Origin of the sequence: Microbacterium sp. LBN7, assembly GCF_045690345.1 — a bacterium.
Classification (GTDB): Bacteria; Actinomycetota; Actinomycetes; order Actinomycetales; family Microbacteriaceae; genus Microbacterium.
This window is the reverse complement of the sequence record NZ_CP147856.1, coordinates 2,049,338-2,064,962: the sequence shown is the minus strand read 5'-3', so window position 1 is coordinate 2,064,962 and position 15,625 is coordinate 2,049,338. Positions and strand designations below refer to the sequence as shown.

18 protein-coding genes are annotated in these 15,625 nt (G+C 69.6%); 10 read left to right on the top strand and 8 right to left on the bottom strand.

What is annotated here, in order from left to right:
- Positions 1–45 precede the first annotated feature (45 nt).
- Positions 46–1,776 (top strand): malto-oligosyltrehalose trehalohydrolase, encoded by a 1,731-nt coding sequence (gene treZ, locus LBN7_RS09865; protein WP_407361715.1) that lies wholly within the window; start codon positions 46–48, stop codon positions 1,774–1,776.
- Here the strand turns inward: treZ and LBN7_RS09860 are convergent.
- Positions 1,773–2,171: a hypothetical protein gene (locus tag LBN7_RS09860; RefSeq protein ID WP_116633372.1), complete on the bottom strand. Its 399-nt coding sequence runs from the start codon at positions 2,169–2,171 to the stop codon at positions 1,773–1,775. The genes treZ and LBN7_RS09860 overlap by 4 nt on opposite strands.
- 143 nt (positions 2,172–2,314) lie before the next feature.
- On the opposite strand from LBN7_RS09860, the gene LBN7_RS09855 reads away from it, so the two are divergent.
- On the top strand, positions 2,315–2,824 hold the full coding sequence (locus tag LBN7_RS09855) for a hypothetical protein (protein WP_407361687.1): 510 nt from the start codon (positions 2,315–2,317) through the stop codon (positions 2,822–2,824).
- Positions 2,825–2,832: 8 nt separating this feature from the next.
- On the opposite strand, the gene LBN7_RS09850 is transcribed toward LBN7_RS09855, so the two are convergent.
- Both LBN7_RS09850 and LBN7_RS09845 read right to left on the bottom strand, forming a co-directional pair.
- Positions 2,833–3,426: a short chain dehydrogenase gene (locus tag LBN7_RS09850; RefSeq protein WP_407361686.1), complete on the bottom strand. Its 594-nt coding sequence runs from the start codon at positions 3,424–3,426 to the stop codon at positions 2,833–2,835.
- A gap of 83 nt (positions 3,427–3,509) precedes the next feature.
- Positions 3,510–3,953 (bottom strand): DUF6069 family protein, encoded by a 444-nt coding sequence (locus LBN7_RS09845; RefSeq protein WP_341946997.1) that lies wholly within the window; start codon positions 3,951–3,953, stop codon positions 3,510–3,512.
- 108 nt (positions 3,954–4,061) lie between these two features.
- On the opposite strand from LBN7_RS09845, the gene LBN7_RS09840 reads away from it, so the two are divergent.
- Genes LBN7_RS09840 through LBN7_RS09830 form a run of 3 tightly spaced genes read left to right on the top strand, consistent with a single transcriptional unit; the run spans position 4,062 to position 6,057 of the window.
- Entirely contained in the window at positions 4,062–4,673 is a 612-nt protein-coding gene (locus LBN7_RS09840; RefSeq protein ID WP_116633368.1) for a TetR/AcrR family transcriptional regulator, read from the top strand.
- On the top strand, positions 4,670–5,026 hold the full coding sequence (locus LBN7_RS09835) for a MerR family transcriptional regulator (RefSeq protein WP_341946996.1): 357 nt from the start codon (positions 4,670–4,672) through the stop codon (positions 5,024–5,026). Before LBN7_RS09840 ends, LBN7_RS09835 begins: the two co-directional genes overlap by 4 nt.
- Before the next feature lie 35 nt (positions 5,027–5,061).
- Positions 5,062–6,057: a zinc-binding dehydrogenase gene (locus tag LBN7_RS09830; protein ID WP_341946995.1), complete on the top strand. Its 996-nt coding sequence runs from the start codon at positions 5,062–5,064 to the stop codon at positions 6,055–6,057.
- A 63-nt stretch (positions 6,058–6,120) separates the two neighbouring features.
- Here the strand turns inward: LBN7_RS09830 and LBN7_RS09825 are convergent, their stop codons facing one another.
- The 4 genes from LBN7_RS09825 to LBN7_RS09810 all read right to left on the bottom strand — a co-directional run bounded on the left by LBN7_RS09825 (position 6,121) and on the right by LBN7_RS09810 (position 11,288).
- Positions 6,121–7,101: an ester cyclase gene (locus LBN7_RS09825; RefSeq protein ID WP_341946994.1), complete on the bottom strand. Its 981-nt coding sequence runs from the start codon at positions 7,099–7,101 to the stop codon at positions 6,121–6,123.
- A gap of 32 nt (positions 7,102–7,133) precedes the next feature.
- A complete protein-coding gene (locus tag LBN7_RS09820) occupies positions 7,134–8,549 on the bottom strand; it encodes an FGGY family carbohydrate kinase (protein WP_407361685.1) in 1,416 nt (471 codons plus the stop codon).
- Positions 8,550–8,610: 61 nt separating this feature from the next.
- Positions 8,611–9,765: an FAD-dependent oxidoreductase gene (locus LBN7_RS09815; RefSeq protein WP_341946992.1), complete on the bottom strand. Its 1,155-nt coding sequence runs from the start codon at positions 9,763–9,765 to the stop codon at positions 8,611–8,613.
- Between the two features lie 32 nt (positions 9,766–9,797).
- The gene (locus tag LBN7_RS09810) at positions 9,798–11,288 is read right to left on the bottom strand and encodes an APC family permease (protein ID WP_407361684.1); all 1,491 of its coding nucleotides are present in this window, start codon (positions 11,286–11,288) and stop codon (positions 9,798–9,800) included.
- 157 nt (positions 11,289–11,445) lie between these two features.
- Between LBN7_RS09810 and LBN7_RS09805 the strand changes: the two genes are divergently transcribed.
- From LBN7_RS09805 to LBN7_RS09785, 5 genes are read left to right on the top strand one after another with little or no spacing between them, the layout of a single operon-like run.
- Positions 11,446–12,015 carry a dihydrofolate reductase family protein gene (locus LBN7_RS09805; protein WP_407361683.1) on the top strand — a complete coding sequence of 190 codons (570 nt, stop codon included), beginning with the start codon at positions 11,446–11,448 and terminating at the stop codon, positions 12,013–12,015.
- A 24-nt stretch (positions 12,016–12,039) separates the two neighbouring features.
- Positions 12,040–12,783, top strand: a complete 744-nt coding sequence (locus tag LBN7_RS09800; RefSeq protein WP_407361682.1) for a GntR family transcriptional regulator — start codon at positions 12,040–12,042, stop codon at positions 12,781–12,783.
- Entirely contained in the window at positions 12,780–13,418 is a 639-nt protein-coding gene (locus LBN7_RS09795) for an HAD family hydrolase (RefSeq protein ID WP_407361681.1), read from the top strand. The genes LBN7_RS09800 and LBN7_RS09795 overlap by 4 nt, the downstream gene beginning before the upstream one ends.
- Before the next feature lie 55 nt (positions 13,419–13,473).
- Positions 13,474–13,800 carry a FitA-like ribbon-helix-helix domain-containing protein gene (locus tag LBN7_RS09790; RefSeq protein WP_341946987.1) on the top strand — a complete coding sequence of 109 codons (327 nt, stop codon included), beginning with the start codon at positions 13,474–13,476 and terminating at the stop codon, positions 13,798–13,800.
- Positions 13,787–14,179 (top strand): PIN domain-containing protein, encoded by a 393-nt coding sequence (locus LBN7_RS09785; RefSeq protein WP_341946986.1) that lies wholly within the window; start codon positions 13,787–13,789, stop codon positions 14,177–14,179. The genes LBN7_RS09790 and LBN7_RS09785 overlap by 14 nt, the downstream gene beginning before the upstream one ends.
- A gap of 7 nt (positions 14,180–14,186) precedes the next feature.
- On the opposite strand, the gene LBN7_RS09780 is transcribed toward LBN7_RS09785, so the two are convergent.
- Complete coding sequence (locus LBN7_RS09780) at positions 14,187–15,614, bottom strand: CCA tRNA nucleotidyltransferase (protein WP_116633363.1); 1,428 nt, start codon at positions 15,612–15,614, stop codon at positions 14,187–14,189.
- Positions 15,615–15,625 lie beyond the last annotated feature (11 nt).

Genomic DNA, 15,625 nt, shown 5'->3' with positions numbered 1-15,625 from the left:
CGGACTCGCACGGTGATCGAGGTCTGGGCTCCGCGCGCACGACGGATGCGGGTGCGGCTGCTCGACGGCGACGGCGCGACGATCGAGGAGCGGGAGCTGGATGCCCGGGCGGAAGGCTGGTGGGGCATCGATCTCGCTCTCGCCGACGGCGACCGATACGGCTTCCTGATCGACGACGGCGAGCAGCTGCGCCCCGATCCGCGTTCGCGATGGCAGCCCGAGGGGGTGCACGGCCCGTCAGCGGCATTCGACCCGGCGGACTTCGCCTGGACGGATCACACGTGGACCGGTCGGCAGCTCGCGGGCGGACTGATCTACGAGCTGCATCTCGGCACCTTCACGTCGGAGGGCACGCTCGACGCGGCGATCGGACGCCTCGGTCACCTCGTCGACCTCGGCGTGACGCACGTGGAGCTGCTGCCGGTCAACGCCTTCAACGGCGTCTGGAACTGGGGCTACGACGGCGTGCTCTGGTACGCGGTGCACGAGGGGTACGGCGGTCCGCGGGCGTACCAGCGGTTCGTGGATGCGGCGCATGCGTGCGGACTCGCGGTGATCCAGGACGTGGTCTACAACCATCTGGGCCCGAGCGGGAACTACCTGCCCGAGTTCGGTCCGTATCTCCGGTCGGGCGACAACACCGGCTGGGGCGACTCGGTCGATCTCGACGAGCGGGCCGTGCGCGAGTACATCGTCGACAACGCGCTGATGTGGCTGCGCGACCTCCACGTCGACGGTCTGCGGCTGGATGCCGTGCACGCCCTGCACGACGAACAGCCGGTGCACATCCTGCGCGAGCTCGCGGAGCGCGTCGACGCTCTCTCGGCGCAGCTCGATCGTCCGCTCAGCCTCATCGCGGAGTCGGATCTGAACGACCCGACCCTGATCCTTCCTCGAGAGGCCGGCGGCTACGGACTCACGGCCCAGTGGTCCGACGACTGGCATCACGCCGTGCACGTCGCCCTCACGGGAGAGACCGCCGGGTACTACGCCGACTTCGCCGCGGAGGATGCCGTCGCCAAGGTCTCGGAGGGCGGGTTCTTCCACGACGGCACCTTCTCGTCGTTCCGCGGGCGCCCGCACGGCTCGCCGATACCGCGGGATGTCCCGGCCTGGCGTCTGGTCACGTTCGCGCAGGATCACGACCAGATCGGCAATCGCGCTGCGGGCGACCGCCTGTCGGCGACGCTCTCGGCCGAGCGGCTCGCGATCGCCGCGGTGCTCAGCCTGACCGCGCCCGGTACGCCCATGCTGTTCATGGGCGAGGAATGGGGCGCCTCGACGCCCTGGCAGTTCTTCACCTCGCATCCCGAGCCCGAGCTCGGCAGCGCCGTGTCGGAGGGGCGCAAGGCCGAGTTCGCGAAGATGGACTGGGACGCGGATGCCGTGCCCGACCCGCAGGACCCGGCGACGTTCGAGCGTTCGCACCTCGAGTGGCGCGAGCTCGCGGAACCCGCCCACGCACGGCTGCTCACCCTGTATCGGGGGCTCGCGGCGCTGCGGCGGGAGCGCCCGGAGCTGACGGATCCCGATGCGTCACGCACCGAAGTGTCCGTGCAGGAGTCCGACGGATCCCCTGCGCATCGCGTGTACCGGATCGACCGCGGTGGGCTCGCGGTGCTGGTCAATCTCTCGAACGGGTCGGCGGAGTTCGGACTCGCGGCGGATGCCGCGGTGCTGATCTCGACCGCACCGGTCGTGGCGGATGCCGGAACGCTGCTGCTGCCGCCGGACTCGGCCGCTGTCGTCGGGCCGACGCTGCGGCCCTCGACCTAGTTCCAGAAGACGGGAAGGAACGATGCGGCGAAGCCGATGACGGCTGCTCCGAGCATCACGAACGAGATCGTCATGCAGGCCCGCTCGAAGGGGGACCGGGCTTCGAGGCGCAGACGTTCGGGATCGCGGTCGGCGACGTAGCCGAACGGCTCCGCGGTGTCGGCGAGGTGGCGTGTCTCCGAGGGCGTCAGCGCTCTCGTGTACGTGCGGTCGCCCGCCGACCAGAGCGCCATCGGCCGATCCTCGAGGTCCTCGAGGACGGTGATCCTGATGCGGGTGTGGCCGCCTTGGATGCTGCGCGTCAGCAGAGCGATCAGGAGCAGCGGGAGGCCGACGATGAGGCCGACCCAGCCGATGACCTCACCCACCACGCCGATGCTGTCGATGATCTCCACGGTCAGCCCGACGGCGGGGTCTGCGGCGAAGTGATCACGGAGCCGAGCCTACCCGCGGTGACCCGATGACGGTTCGCAGGAAGGCCGCATGGGTTCCGTGTGGAGGCGTTCCCCGTGCGTCGTCCCGCACCTAAGACAGAGACATGACTCTCACCGAGATCCTGCCCACGATGCGATTGAGCATCCCGTCCCCGCTCGCCGTCGACTCCTGGCCGGTGCACACCCAGGCGACCGTCTCCGACGTCGTCGTCGCGGGCGTCTCGCTCATCAGGCTCGCCGAGGTCAGCGGCACCCCTGCCGTGCTCACCGGGGACCTTCCTCGTCCGGGGCGACCGCGCGAGCGCGCACTCACCGGCGGGACCGACGTGACCGTGCTGGTCTTCCGCATCACGCTGCGCGTGGACACCCAGGAGGACAAGAGGATCGCCCTGACCGACTGCAGGTTCGAGGGCGTCACCGCGCAGTGGAGCGAATGCCGGCTCATCGGACGCGCCTCGTGCAGCAGGAGCGCGCGCATCGAGCTCATCCCCGGCGACGTCGGCGATGCGTCGTGGCCGCACCCGGTCGCGATGCTTCCGGGGGATCTGCGCGAAGGAGACCTCGTCACCGTGCCCTGCCTCGGAGCCGTCGCCCTGCACGATGTGCGCCCGTGATCCTTCCGTCAGACGGCGAGGACCCGGCCGTTGATGACGCCCTCGACAGCGCGCACGTAGGCGGTACCCACCTCGTCGTCCGTCACGGGGCGGTGTCCGGGGAAGGCGGCGTGATAGCCGGGCGAGTTCGCGAGCACGTCGGGCGAGACGGCGTTGATGCGGATGCCGCGCGGCGCCTCGGCGGCCGCCGAGAGCACGAACGACTCGAGGGCCCCGTTCGCCATCGCCGCGGCTGCCCCGGTCGCGATCGGCTCGCGGGCCAGCACTCCGCTCGTCAGCGTGACCGACCCGCCGTCGCGCACGTGCGCGAGGGCCTGCGAGAGGACGTCGATCTGCGCGAGGGTCTTCTTGGTGAACGCGGCGAGATAGTCGTCTCGAGTGAGTTCGGTGAGCGGCTTGAAGCCGACGGAACCGACCGCGACCACCACGGCGTCGAGGTCGTCGAGTCCGGCGAAGAGCTCACGGACGGATGCCGGGTCGGTGACATCGACCGAGGGTTCGGAGTTCCGCGATGCCCGAATGACCTCATGCCCACGGCTCTCGAGAGTGGTCGCGACCACGCCGCCGATGCTGCCTGTCGCGCCGATCACCAATGTGCGCATGTCCGGGTTCCCCTCCGTCGAGCTCCCCGCGCGACGACCGCGCGCGGAATCTCCAACGTACCTCCCGAGGATGTGCGCACGGGTCAGACGGTGCGCGCCGGCATCCGCATCGCGAGCGCAGAGGCCGGCACTGCTACGGCGACGACGACCAGATGCATCAGCATCAGGGCGATCACGGCGGGCGTGGTCGTGCCGGGGATGAACCCGAAGGCGAGGAGCAGCACGTCGGGCACGAACGACAGCACCGTCAGGACCGGCACCAGGACTCGGAGCGTGCGTCGGGGGTCGCGGGCGCGGCGGTGGACGAGCACCCATCCCGCCCACCCGGCGGCGACACCGAGAGTCGTGAAGAGGGCGTAGGCGGGAAGGGTGAGTGGGCCGTAGGTCGATGGTGCGCCCGCAGCGATCGCGACGGCGGCGATGGCCGCGTTCACGGCGACAGCGACGATCACGGCGGTGATGAGGATGACGGCGGTACGGAGCCGAGGTCGCGATGCGACGCGCTCGGCGGTGGGTGATGCGGTCATGGCGTGCTCCTTGGTCGATGAAGATGGACCGAGGAGGTATTACGGTTCTCAACGGTCCCGTTATTGCATTACGGTACCAGCCGGTCCCGGAATGTACAATGGGTGCTCATGGACAGTGGCGAAGAGTCGAGGGCATCGGGTCGTCCGCGCGATCCCGAAGTCGAGCGCGGGATCCTCCTCGCCACGCAGGATCTGCTGGTCGAGAGCGGATATGCGGGAACGACGATCGCCGGCGTCGCTCAGCGGGCCCAGTGCGGCAAGTCGGCGATCTACCGACGGTGGAGCTCGAAGGTCGATCTCGTCGTGGCCGCCGTGCGCGCCCTGCACATCACGACCGAGACCCCCGACACCGGAACCCTGCGCGGGGATCTGATCGCCGCCGCGATGCACTTCGCCCGATCGGACGAGCGCTCGGGACACGTGCTCGCGAGCCTGCTGAGCGAGATCGGACGCGACCCGGAGCTGCGTGACGTGGCATACCGGACCATCGGCGAGCCTCCGGTGGCCGCACTGGTCGCCGTGATCGAGCGGTGGATCGAGCGCGGCACGGTTCCCGCCGACGTGCCGGTGGCGCTCGTCGCCGGCATCGTGCCCACCGCGGCCTTCGGCAGCGTGATGCTCCGTCAGCGCTCCCTCGAGGCCGAAGCGGTCGCGGAGCTCGTCGACTTCGTGCTGCTCCCCGCGCTCCGCGTGCCGGCCGCACGGGCGGTCGAGGAATGAGGATCTCCGAGGCCGCGTCGATCAGCGGCACCAGCCCGCGATCGCTGCGGTACTACGAGGACCAGGGCCTGATCGTGCCCGGTCGCACGGAGGGCGGATACCGCGACTACTGTGCAGGGACCGTGGATCGCGTGCTCACGATCCGCTCTTTGCTCGACTCCGGCCTGCCCGTGCGGCTCATCCGACGGGTGCTGCAGGAGACGCAGGGGCAGCACGTCACCGACGAGGAGCTGCTGCGCGACGTGCAGCGCTATCGCGATCGCCTCTCCACGCGCATCGCCGCGCTTCGGGAGCAGGAGGACGCTCTCGATGCCTACCTCGACGAGTTGGAGAGCCGGGTCGACGGGGGTTGACCTTGCCACTGGTGGCAGGCTCGTAGATTCTCGGCATGCGCGACACTCACACCGACATGCGTGCCCTCGTTCAGCAGACACTCGACGGTCCCGAGGACCTGATCCTCCTGCGGGTGCCCCGACCCCGACCCGCGCCGGGTGAGTATCTGATCCGGGTCGGCGCCGCGGGCGTGAACTTCGCCGACGTCTCGCAGACCCGTGGGATCTACGGCGGCGGTCCGCAGGCGCCGTATCGCGCGGGCTTCGAGGCGGTGGGGGAGATCGTCGAGATCGGCCCTCGCGTCGCGGACCCGCTGCCTCTCGGCACGCGCATCATCGGGAGCGGGCCGGGTGCTTTCGCCGAGTACGCGGCGGTGACGGCGGCGGAATCGATCAGGGTGCCCGCGGGCTGGAGCGACGCGCAGACCCTCGGCATGATCCTCAACTGGGCGACCGCGGCCGCCGCGTTGCGCACCGTGGGCGGTCTCGAACGGGGAGAGACGGTCCTCATCCACGCTGCGGCGGGTGGCGTCGGTCAGGCCGCGGTCCGTCTCGCCCGCCACCACGGTGCGCGCGTCGTGGCATCCGCGGCATCCGCGAAGCACGATGTGCTCCGAACGCTGGGAGCCGACGTGATCCTCGACAGCCGACGGCCCGATCTCGGGGAGACGGTGCTCCACGCGGTCGGACCCGTCGACCTCGTGCTCGAATCCGTCGGACAGGCGACTCTCGGCGTCAGCCTGGCGGTCGCGAAGCCCTTCACCGGACGAGTGGTGATCTTCGGCTCCGCCTCGGGCCCCGCCCTTGTGTCGACGCAGGAGCTGATCTTCGAGCATCACGCACAGCTGCGCGGCCTGCACATCGGCGCGCTGGCAGCCGCAGCGCGCGCCGCGTACCGCGATCTGCTCACGGAGCTCGACGATCTCATCGCGCAGGGCGTCTACACCCCCGGCTCCCCGCAGATGCACGCGCTCGACGAGGGCCCCGCGGTGCTCGCCCGACTCGAAGCCGGGTCGACGATCGGCAAGCACGGCCTCGATCCCTGGCGCTGACATGGCCTCCTCGGCGGCGGCCATGTCCCTCTTCTCTGGGATCGAGGGCGCCGGCGGCGAGCGTCAGTAGATGTTGGACGGCCCCACCGGCTCGTCGCCGCGCATGCTCGCGATCTGCGTGCGGAGCGCGACGTCGTCCCACAGCCGCACCTCCTTCACGATGGCGCCCTGATGCAGGGTGAACTGCGAGATGCCGAGCAGGTCGACGGGCTTTCCCGTGAGAGGCCCGTAGTTCGGCACGCCGGTGTAGTCGCCGACCAACTTCCATGTCACGGCGACGCGCGTGCCGGCGTAGCGGATGTCGTGATGCGCCTGCACGTCGCGCACCTCGAACGTCCCCGCGGGGAAGGACTCGAGCAGTGCGAGCAGGGCGCGGCGATATCCCTCCGGACGGATGATGTGCCGGTTCCCCACGGTGAGGAGAGTCAGGTCCCGGTGGAAGAACCGCTCGACGGCACGAAGGTCGCGGTCGTTCCACACGGTCCCGATCATCTCGAGCACGGTCTCGACGTCGGCACGGTGCTCGTCGGGTCGCACACCGGAGTCGCCCGCAGAGATCGGATCGACCGGCGCGGGGTCGGTCCAGCTCGCCACGTACCCCCGGAACGCGTGATCCCTCGCGACCTCGTCGGGGTCGAGTCCGTCCTGCAGCGCTTCGGCGAGGGTGTCGCGCACGACCCACTCCTCGACCATGCGACCGCGGCGGTAGAGGCAGTTGGCGATCGTGCGGCTCACGCGCGGCGAGAGCAGGTCGCCGACGACCACCAGGTGCGAGCTGAGGAAGGCATCGTCCCCGCGGGGCTCCCAGACGATGTCCTCGGTCTGGCTGACCCGGTCCGGCGACTCGGCGATGCGCATGAGCGTGCCCTCGAGCACCTCCTCGCGCGTCGTCGCCGTGCCGAACCCGCCGTGCACGATCGAGTCGGGCTCGTAGTTCTCACGGATGAAGCTGATCGAACGGTCGACCCAGATGAGGTCGGTCACCTCGCGGATGAAGTCGTCGGGGTCTTGGTAGGGCTGGTACGCGACGGGGTCGAGGGCCACGGGTCACTCCTGGGTTCGTGTGCGGGCGGGATTCAGACGAGGGAATCGGCGACGGACCGCCAGCGATCGGAGAACTCGGAAGCACGGGCATCCGTCCACTGCGGCTCGAAGGTGTGCGACGGCGACCACGCGACGATCGCGTCGTCGAGCGCGAGCTCCGGGTTCATCGCGCAGCGCGCGAGGGCGGCCGCACCGAGCGGCGTCGCGTGCTGCGAGGGATACACGTCCACGGGAATGCGCATCAGGTCGGCGACGGCCTGCATGAGCACACGGCTCTGCGTGAGGCCCCCGTCGACCCGCAGACGCTGCAGCGGCTGACCGAGATCGGATGCCATGGCTCGAGCGAGCTCGGCGACCTGCGCGGCGATCCCCTCCAGGACCGCGCGCACGAGGTGCTCGCTGCCGGTCGACAGGGTCATGCCGGTGAAGGTCGCCGTGGCATCCGGCCGCCACCAGGGAGCCGCGAGTCCGGCGAGCGCCGGCACGCACAGCACGCCATGGGCGTCGTCGGCGGCGACGCGGTCGAGGTCGGCCGCGGTGTCGATGAACGTCAGCTTCTCGAGCCACTGCACAGCGGATGCCGCGGTGTAGACCTGTCCGTCGAAGCAGTAGGTGTTCTGTCCGCCCTGCCGCCACGCGACCGACGACGACAGGTTCGCCGAGGACCGGACCGCGGTGCGACCCGTGTTCGCGAGCAGGAAGGCGCCGGTTCCGAAGGTGCACTTCGCCTCGCCCGGCCGCAGGCAGTTCTGTGCGACGAGCGCGGCCTGCTGGTCCACGATGAGTCCGCCGACCGCGGCGGTGCCGCCGAAGGCGGTGGTGGACCCGGCGATGTCGTCGCAGGCGAGGATCGCCGGCATCCGCTCGTCGCCGAGACCGAAGAGGTCGAGCAGTCCGGCGTCCCACGTCGCGGTGTCGAGGTCCATCACCAGCGAGCGGCTGGCGGTCGAGGCATCCGTCACGAACTCGCCCGTGAGCTGATGCAGCAGCCAGGTGTCGGAGGTCGTGACGACGCCTTCGCGGGTGACGTTGCGCCGGAGCCAGGCCTGCTTCGGAGCGCTGAAGTACGGGTCGAGGACGAGCCCCGTGCGCGTGGCGATGTCGTCGGCGTGGTCGCGCAGCTCCGCGCACACCGACTCGGATCGCCGGTCCTGCCACACGATCATGTTCGACAGCGGCAGGCCGGTGTCGGGATCCCAGGCCAGCACCGTCTCGCCCTGGTTCGCGAGCGTGACGATGTCGATGTCGGCCTTCGCCTGGTTGGCGGCGATCCGTCCGGCGCGCAGCACCGAGTCGAGGACCGCCTGCGGGTCGTGCTCGACGCCGCCGCCGGGCAGATAGGTCGGGCGCACCGACACCTCGCTGAGGGCGAGCACCTCGCCGGCCTCATCGACGACGACGGCCTTGGTGCCGGATGTGCCCTGATCGATCGCCAGAACGGTGGTCATGGTGTTCCTTCGGTGGAGCGTGGAGCGTGGGGCGGAGGCTCGATCCCTCCGCCCCACGGGTTCAGAGGGTGGGGGTGCGGTGGTGGCGCGCGGTGCGGAGCCACCACGGGCCGTCGGATGCCGGTGTCGCCGCAACCGTGGACGGACGCAGTTCGCGGACCTCGATGCCGAGCTCGGGAAGCATCTCCGCCACGTGGTCGGCGATGCCCAGGGAGGCCGTGAGACCCGTCGACCGGATCGCTGCGACGTTGATGAGCCGGTCGTTCTTCTCCGACCGGCCGATCACGTAGTTGCTGCCCCGTCCCGCCGGACGCAGGCCCGCGTAGCTGGCGACGGGCTCGAGGCCGTCGAGTGCGGGATACTGCTGCACGGCCTTCGCGAGGATCTCGTCGCGCGCCTCCGGCCGCACCGACCAGTCGTCCTTGTCGTCGAGGTCCACGGCCGTGGGTCCGGCCACGACCTTGCCGTCGAGGGTCGGGAAGACGAGCACCCCCTTGGTGCGCTTGGTCGGCACGGGCAGGATGATGCGGTCGAGCGTCTGCCCGTCGGGCAGCTCGAACACGAAGAACTCGCCCTTGCGGGGATAGATCTCGAACGAGTCATCGCCCACCAGTCGCGCGACCTCGTCGGCATACAGGCCGGCGGCGTTGATCGCGGCGGCGACCTCGAGGCGTCTGCCGTCCGCGGTCTCCAGCGCCAGGCCGTCGGCGATCGGAGAGATCGCCGTCACGCGCGCCTCGAGCTCGATCCGCGCGCCCGCTGCGACGGCGGACGCGGCGAGCGCGAGCGCGAACGCCACGGGATCGCTGACCGACTCGCCCGGCACGAGCAGCGCGCCGTCGGACCCGCGCACCTCGACCTCCACGCCGTTCGCAGCGGCGTTCTCTGCGAGGGCGCGCACGGTCTCGTGGTCCTCGGCGGAGTGCGGCACGAGCTCAGCGCCGGTGTGGAGCACCGGAACCCCGAGAGCATCGAGCACCGCCGGGCGGATGCGGGCCGCGCGCAGGATCAGCGCGGTCTCGAGCTGCCCGGGAGTCGAGTCGAATCCGGTGTGCAGGACGCCGGAGTTGGTGCCGCTCGCCCCGAGCGCGAGGGCGGATTCGGACTCGAGGAGCACGGCGTCGACCCCCCGGTGCGCGAGCGTGTACAGCAGGGCCGATCCCACGATTCCTCCGCCGATGATGGCGACGGGGCGGGACGGAGAGTGCGACGACATGGTGGTTCTTCCTTCAGTGGTTACGAGCAGTCTTACGCGGTCGGGGTGGCTGTGTCTTCATCGAAGGCGCGGTCGACGTCGGCCATGTCGGGCATGGTCAGCCCCTTCCGGCCGCGCGTGACGAGCAGATAGACGAGGTAGGCGATGCCGATGACGAGCATGATCCCGACGTACAGTCGCGGCTGCTCGAAGGACACGTCCCGGAAGATGAGGAGCTCGTAGACCAGCCAGACGCTGGCGAGGATCAGCACCGGGACCTCCCAGCGACCCAGGGTGAAGCCCTTGCTGGCCGGAAGCGACTTCCTCTTCACGATGTACAGCAGCACGGTGCCCGCGTAGATGATCGCCGGCAGGAGCGTCGCCGCGGAGAACAGGATGAAGAGCGCGTCGGCCGTGCCGCTGAAGAGCGCCAGGATCGCCTGCGTGATGACGAGGTAGCCGAGCGTCGCCGCGACCGGCGTGTGCCGGCTGCGGTGCACGCGCCCCAGGAGCTGCCAGGCGGGGAAGCGCTCATCCCGCGACATCGCCCAGATCAGGCGGGTGCCGCTGAGGGTGATCACGAGTCCGCAGGAGAAGATCGAGATCACCACGAGCACCAGCAGAGCCTTGCCGACGACGGGTCCGAGCACGGAGGTGATGACGGTCGCGACCGGTGTGGCGGACTTCGCGAGCTCGGTGGTGTCCCCCGCGAGAGCGGTCACCGCGATCAGGAACAGCATCCCGAGCACTCCGAGCGCGATGACCGCCTGCACCATGGCGCGCGGGATGACACGCTCGGGGTTCTTCGTCTCCTCGGCGAGGTTGGCGGCCGATTCGAACCCCACGATCGTGAAGGCCCCGAGCAGGAAGGCGAGGGGGAAGGGTCCTGCGTCGGTGAGACCGCCGAAGTCCCAGTAGCCGGCCTCGGCGACCGGTGCGGTGGCGAAGAGCTGCGTGAAGTCGAGGCGGCCGAGCGCAGCGCCGACGGCGAAGAGCAGCACCGTGATGCCGATCATCCCGATGATCTGCACCGTGACCGCGACCTCGTTCACCCGGTTGGTGACCTTGGTGCTGATCGCGACGAGGATGGCCTGGAGGAGCATGACGACGGCGGTGATCACCCAGCAGTTCGCCGGTGTCGGGCTGTAGCCGAAGAGCTCGGGGAGGATCGTTGCCGCGATGGTGTAGTCCACCGCCACCACGACGATCACGAGGAACGCGAACGACACCCATCCGGTCAGCCATCCGAGGATCGGATTCGCGAGGCGCGACACCCACTGGTAGGCATAGCCGCTGATCGGGATGCGCGCGGCGAGGGCGCCGAAGATGAGCGCGACCATGGTCTGGCCGACGACGGCGATGGGCCATGCCCAGATCCCCCGCGGCCCGCTGCTGCCCAGCACCGCACCGTAGGTGGTGAAGATGCCGGTCGCGATCGACACGAAGCCGAAGGCCACGGCGAACGATGCGTAGAGGCCCAGCTCCCGCTTCATGCGGGTCGTGCTCTCACCGGATGCCGGGGTGGATGATGCGGTGGGTTCCATGGCGCGACCTTCTTCGGACGGGTTGGTATAGACCATCTTGGTATATACCAAGAAGCTAGTCCTCTCCCCCGCCTGCTGTCAACAGGCATCTGACGATTGCAGAATCACTACATCCGTTGTAGTTTCATGTACGACAACTGTGGTGAATGGAGAGATCATGCGAGAACTCGTGTACTACGTCGCCGTCACGCTCGACGGCTACATCGCCGGTCCGAACGGCGAGTTCGATGCCTTCCTGGTCGAGGGAGACCACATGGATGCCATCAACGACCGCTTCGCAGACACGCTCCCGACCGACGCGGCCGCCGCACTCGGCATCCGTCAGGAGCGCACCGAGTTCGGCACGGTGCTGATGGGCTGGAACACCTATGCCGTCGGCGGAGTGCCCAGCCCCTATCGCCACCTCCGGCAGATCGTGTTCAGTCGCACGCACACAGCAGACGGCGAGAACCTCGAAGTGACGTCCGAGGATCCGCGCGCCGTGGTCGAGCGGCTCAAGAGCGAGGAGGGCGGAGCGATCTGGCTGTGCGGCGGTGGGGCCCTGGCCGCGACGCTCGCCGACGAGATCGATCGGCTCGTGCTCAAGCGGCAGCCGCTGTTCTTCGGCGACGGCATCCCGCTGTTCGGCGAACGGCCGTACCGTCCGGAGCGGTTCGACCTCGTGGAGACCTCCGCGTTCCGGACGGGAGTCGTCGTGTCGGAACTCGTCCGCCGGCGCGAAGGATGACGGCCAGCGGGTAGCGTGTCAGGCGTGAGCACGGACCCGGACTCCTCCCCCTCGGCGAGAGGCGGCGAGCCGGCGTACCTGCGCATCGCGACCGCACTGCGCGCGCGCATCGAATCGGGCGAGTTCGCTCCGGGCTCTCCCCTGCCACCCGAGCGCGACCTCTGCGTCGAGCTCGGCGTCAGTCGCATGACCCTGCGGCGCGCACTCGGCGTGCTCGAGCAGGACGGCCGGGTGCACCGCGACGCGACCCGCGGCACGTTCGTCTCCGCCCCGCGTGTGCAGCTCCGCCTCGGGTCGTTCTCGCAGGAGGTCGCCCGCGCGGGGCGGAACCCCGGAGCCGAGCTCTTCTGGGCCGAGGAGCGACCGGCCGACACCGAAGTCGCCACCGGCCTCGGTGTCGCGCCCGGGCATCGGGTCTACGCGCTGCAGCGCCTGCGGCGCTCCGATGACGAGCCGCTCGCCGTCGAGACGACCTACTACCGCGCCGACCTGGTTCCCGGCCTGCTGGAGGGAGACCTCAGCGGGTCGCTGTGGGAGGAGATCCGTCGCCGGTTCGATCTCCGGCTCGCCCGGACGTCAGCCGAGCTCGAGGTCGTGGTCCTGGATGCCGAGACGAGCGCGCACCTCGGAGCCCGTCAGGCGGCCGGAGGTTTGCAGCTCACCCGCCGCACGTTCATCGACTCGGGCGAGTGCGTCGAGTACGCCGTCGACGTCTACCGCTCCGACCGCGTCTCCCTGCTCATCGAGCGGGCCGTGGACGACGAGTGATCACGGTCTTCGACCTGGACGGGGTGCTCAGTCGCGCCGACACGATGGCCACGCTGATCATCGCCCGGCTGCGCACCCGGCCGTGGCTGGCTCTCCCGGTGGGCGTCCTCGCTGCGGTCGCGGCGCTGGCGACCGCGGAGGGGGAACTGCGTCCGCGGTGCAATCGGGCGATCGTGCACCTCACGCTGCGAGGGATGTCGGAAGACGAGTACCGACGGCTGGCCCGGCGCACGGCCCGGCGCCTCGCGTCCCGACCGGACAACACCACGGCCGAGATCGTGGACGCCGCACGTGCGGCGAGCGCCGCAGGTGCGTGCCTGGTGACGACGGCCACCGAGAGGTTCCTCGCCGAGCGGTTCCTGGCGGAGATCGGCGTGTCCGGCGCGGAGGTGCACGCGTCGGAGTTCGTGTTCTCGCACGCCGGGCCGAGCTTCCGGTCGCACAACGTCGGGCGTCGGAAGGCTCTCGCTTACCGGGCCGCGCACCCGACCGGACACTTGGGACGCTTCTTCACCGACTCGGCGAGCGATCTGCCGCTGGCTGAGCTCGCGCAGGACGTCGTTCTCGTCGGGCCATCGCGACGTTCGGTGACGGCGTTCGAGTATGCCGGAATACGATTCCGCCGGCTGGGCTGAAGCCCTGTTTCCGCCGGGGCGGATTGCTAGCATTGTGCTGTCAAGGAGGTGCGGCATGGCGACGGTGACGATCCGGAATCTGAGCGATGAGGTGGTCGCCGCGCTCAAAGAGCGCGCGCGACGCAACTCTCGGTCCATGGAGGCCGAAGCCCGCGAAGCGCTCATGCGCATCGCGGAGGGCGAGGACCTCACGAGCGGGGTGGAGGAAAATCTTGCCGCACGAATCCGACCGCGATGGTCTGTCCCGGCGAACGAGCTGATGGCGCGAATCGCTCAGAGCCCCCCACCTCCCGTCGACGCTGAAGCCTGGCTCGCCGACATCCGTGCAGACGGCGATGCCGAAGACTTCCGCGATCCCTGGGACCGGCATGCTGCTTCTTGACACGTCAGTGCTCATCGACGTGGAAAGGGTCAGCCTTCCCGACGAAGCGCTCGCCTTCAGCACAGTGACCTATTCCGAGTTGTTGTTCGGTATCGAGGCAGCGGCGACCGAGACGCTTCGCCGTGAGCGCACGACACGAATGGCATGGCTTCGAGACACCCTCGAAGCGGAGTGGCTGCCTTTCGACACCTTTGCCGCCGAGAGCTGTGCACGGCTCGCGGCACGCGTCGCGCTGCAGAGGCCACGCCATGCGCGGAGCAAGGACATCATGCTTGCGGGGCACGCGGCCGCGCTCGGCGCCCGCATCGCCACTCTCAACCCCAGAGACTTCGAGCTCGTCAGCGATTTCGTCGAGATCGTCGTGCCCGAGCTTCGCTGAGCGCAGGTCAGGCGCGCGCGGCCCACCAGTCGCGCAAGCGCTGCTCCGCGACCTCGGCTCCGAGCACGCCCTCGTCGAGCCGCAGATCGAGCAGGAAGCGATAGGCCTCGCCGACCTCGCGGCCGGGCTTGATGCCCAGGACCTTCTGGATGCGATTGCCGTCGAGCTCGGGGCGGATGGAGTCGAGCTCCTCCTGCTCGCGCAGCGCCGCGATGCGAGACTCGATGTCGTCGTAGGCGCTCGCGAGGCGTCCGGCCTTGCGCTTGTTGCGCGTGGTGACGTCGGCGCGGGTGAGGATGTGCAGCCGCTCGAGCCGCTCACCGGCGTCGCGCACATAGCGGCGCACCGCGGCATCCGTCCACGTTCCCTCGGCGTAGCCGAAGAAGCGCAGGTGCAGCTCGATGAGGGTGGCGACGGCATCCGTCGTCTCGGTGTCGAAACGCAGGGCCTGCAGGCGCTTGCGCGCCATGCGCGAGCCGACGATGTCGTGGTGGTGGAACGTCACCACGCCGCCGTCTTCGAGCTTGCGGGTACGCGGCTTGCCGATGTCGTGCAGCAGGGCGGCGATGCGCAGGGGCACGTCGGGTGCGGCACCGGGATGCCGGGAGTGCTCGAGTTCGATCGTCTGCTTGAGCACGGTGAGCGAATGCTCGTAGACGTCCTTGTGGTGGTGGTGCTCGTCGACTTCGAGACGCAGAGCACTGACCTCGGGCAGGAACTCGTCGATCAGGTCGGTCTCGACCAGCACGCGGATGCCGCGCACCGGGTCGTCGGTCTGCATGAGGCGCACGAGCTCGGACTGGATGCGCTCCGGGCTGACGATCTCGATCGTCTTCCGCAGCTGCGCGATCGCGTCGAAGGTGTCGTCGTCGACGCGGAAGCCGAGCTGAGCGCTGAAGCGCGCGGCGCGCAGCATCCGCAGCGGGTCGTCGCCGAACGAGACGTGCGGATCGGCGGGTGTGCGCAGGATGCCGGCGAGGAGGTCCTCGACCCCGCCGGTCGGATCCACGAGCTTGACGGACGGGACCTGCAGCGCCATCGCGTTGACCGTGAAGTCGCGGCGCACGAGGTCGCCCTCGATCGAGTCGCCGAACTCGACGGTGGGCTTGCGGGTCACGCCGTCGTAGCTGTCGGCGCGGTAGGTCGTGATCTCGACCTGCTCCCCCTGCACGCGTGCGCCGATCGTGCCGAACGCACGGCCGATGTCCCAGTGCGCCGTCGCGATGGGCTTGACGATCTTGAGGATCTCGTCGGGCGACGCGTTCGTGGTGAAGTCGAGGTCGTGCGTCTCGCGACCGAGCAGCGCATCGCGCACCGGTCCGCCGACGACCGCGAGATCGAACCCGGCATCGGCGAACGCCGCAGCGAGGGTGCGGACGACCGGATCCTCGGCGAGCGCGCCGAGACGGAGGAGGCCGTCGGCCATGTTGAGCATGGGTTCCAGCG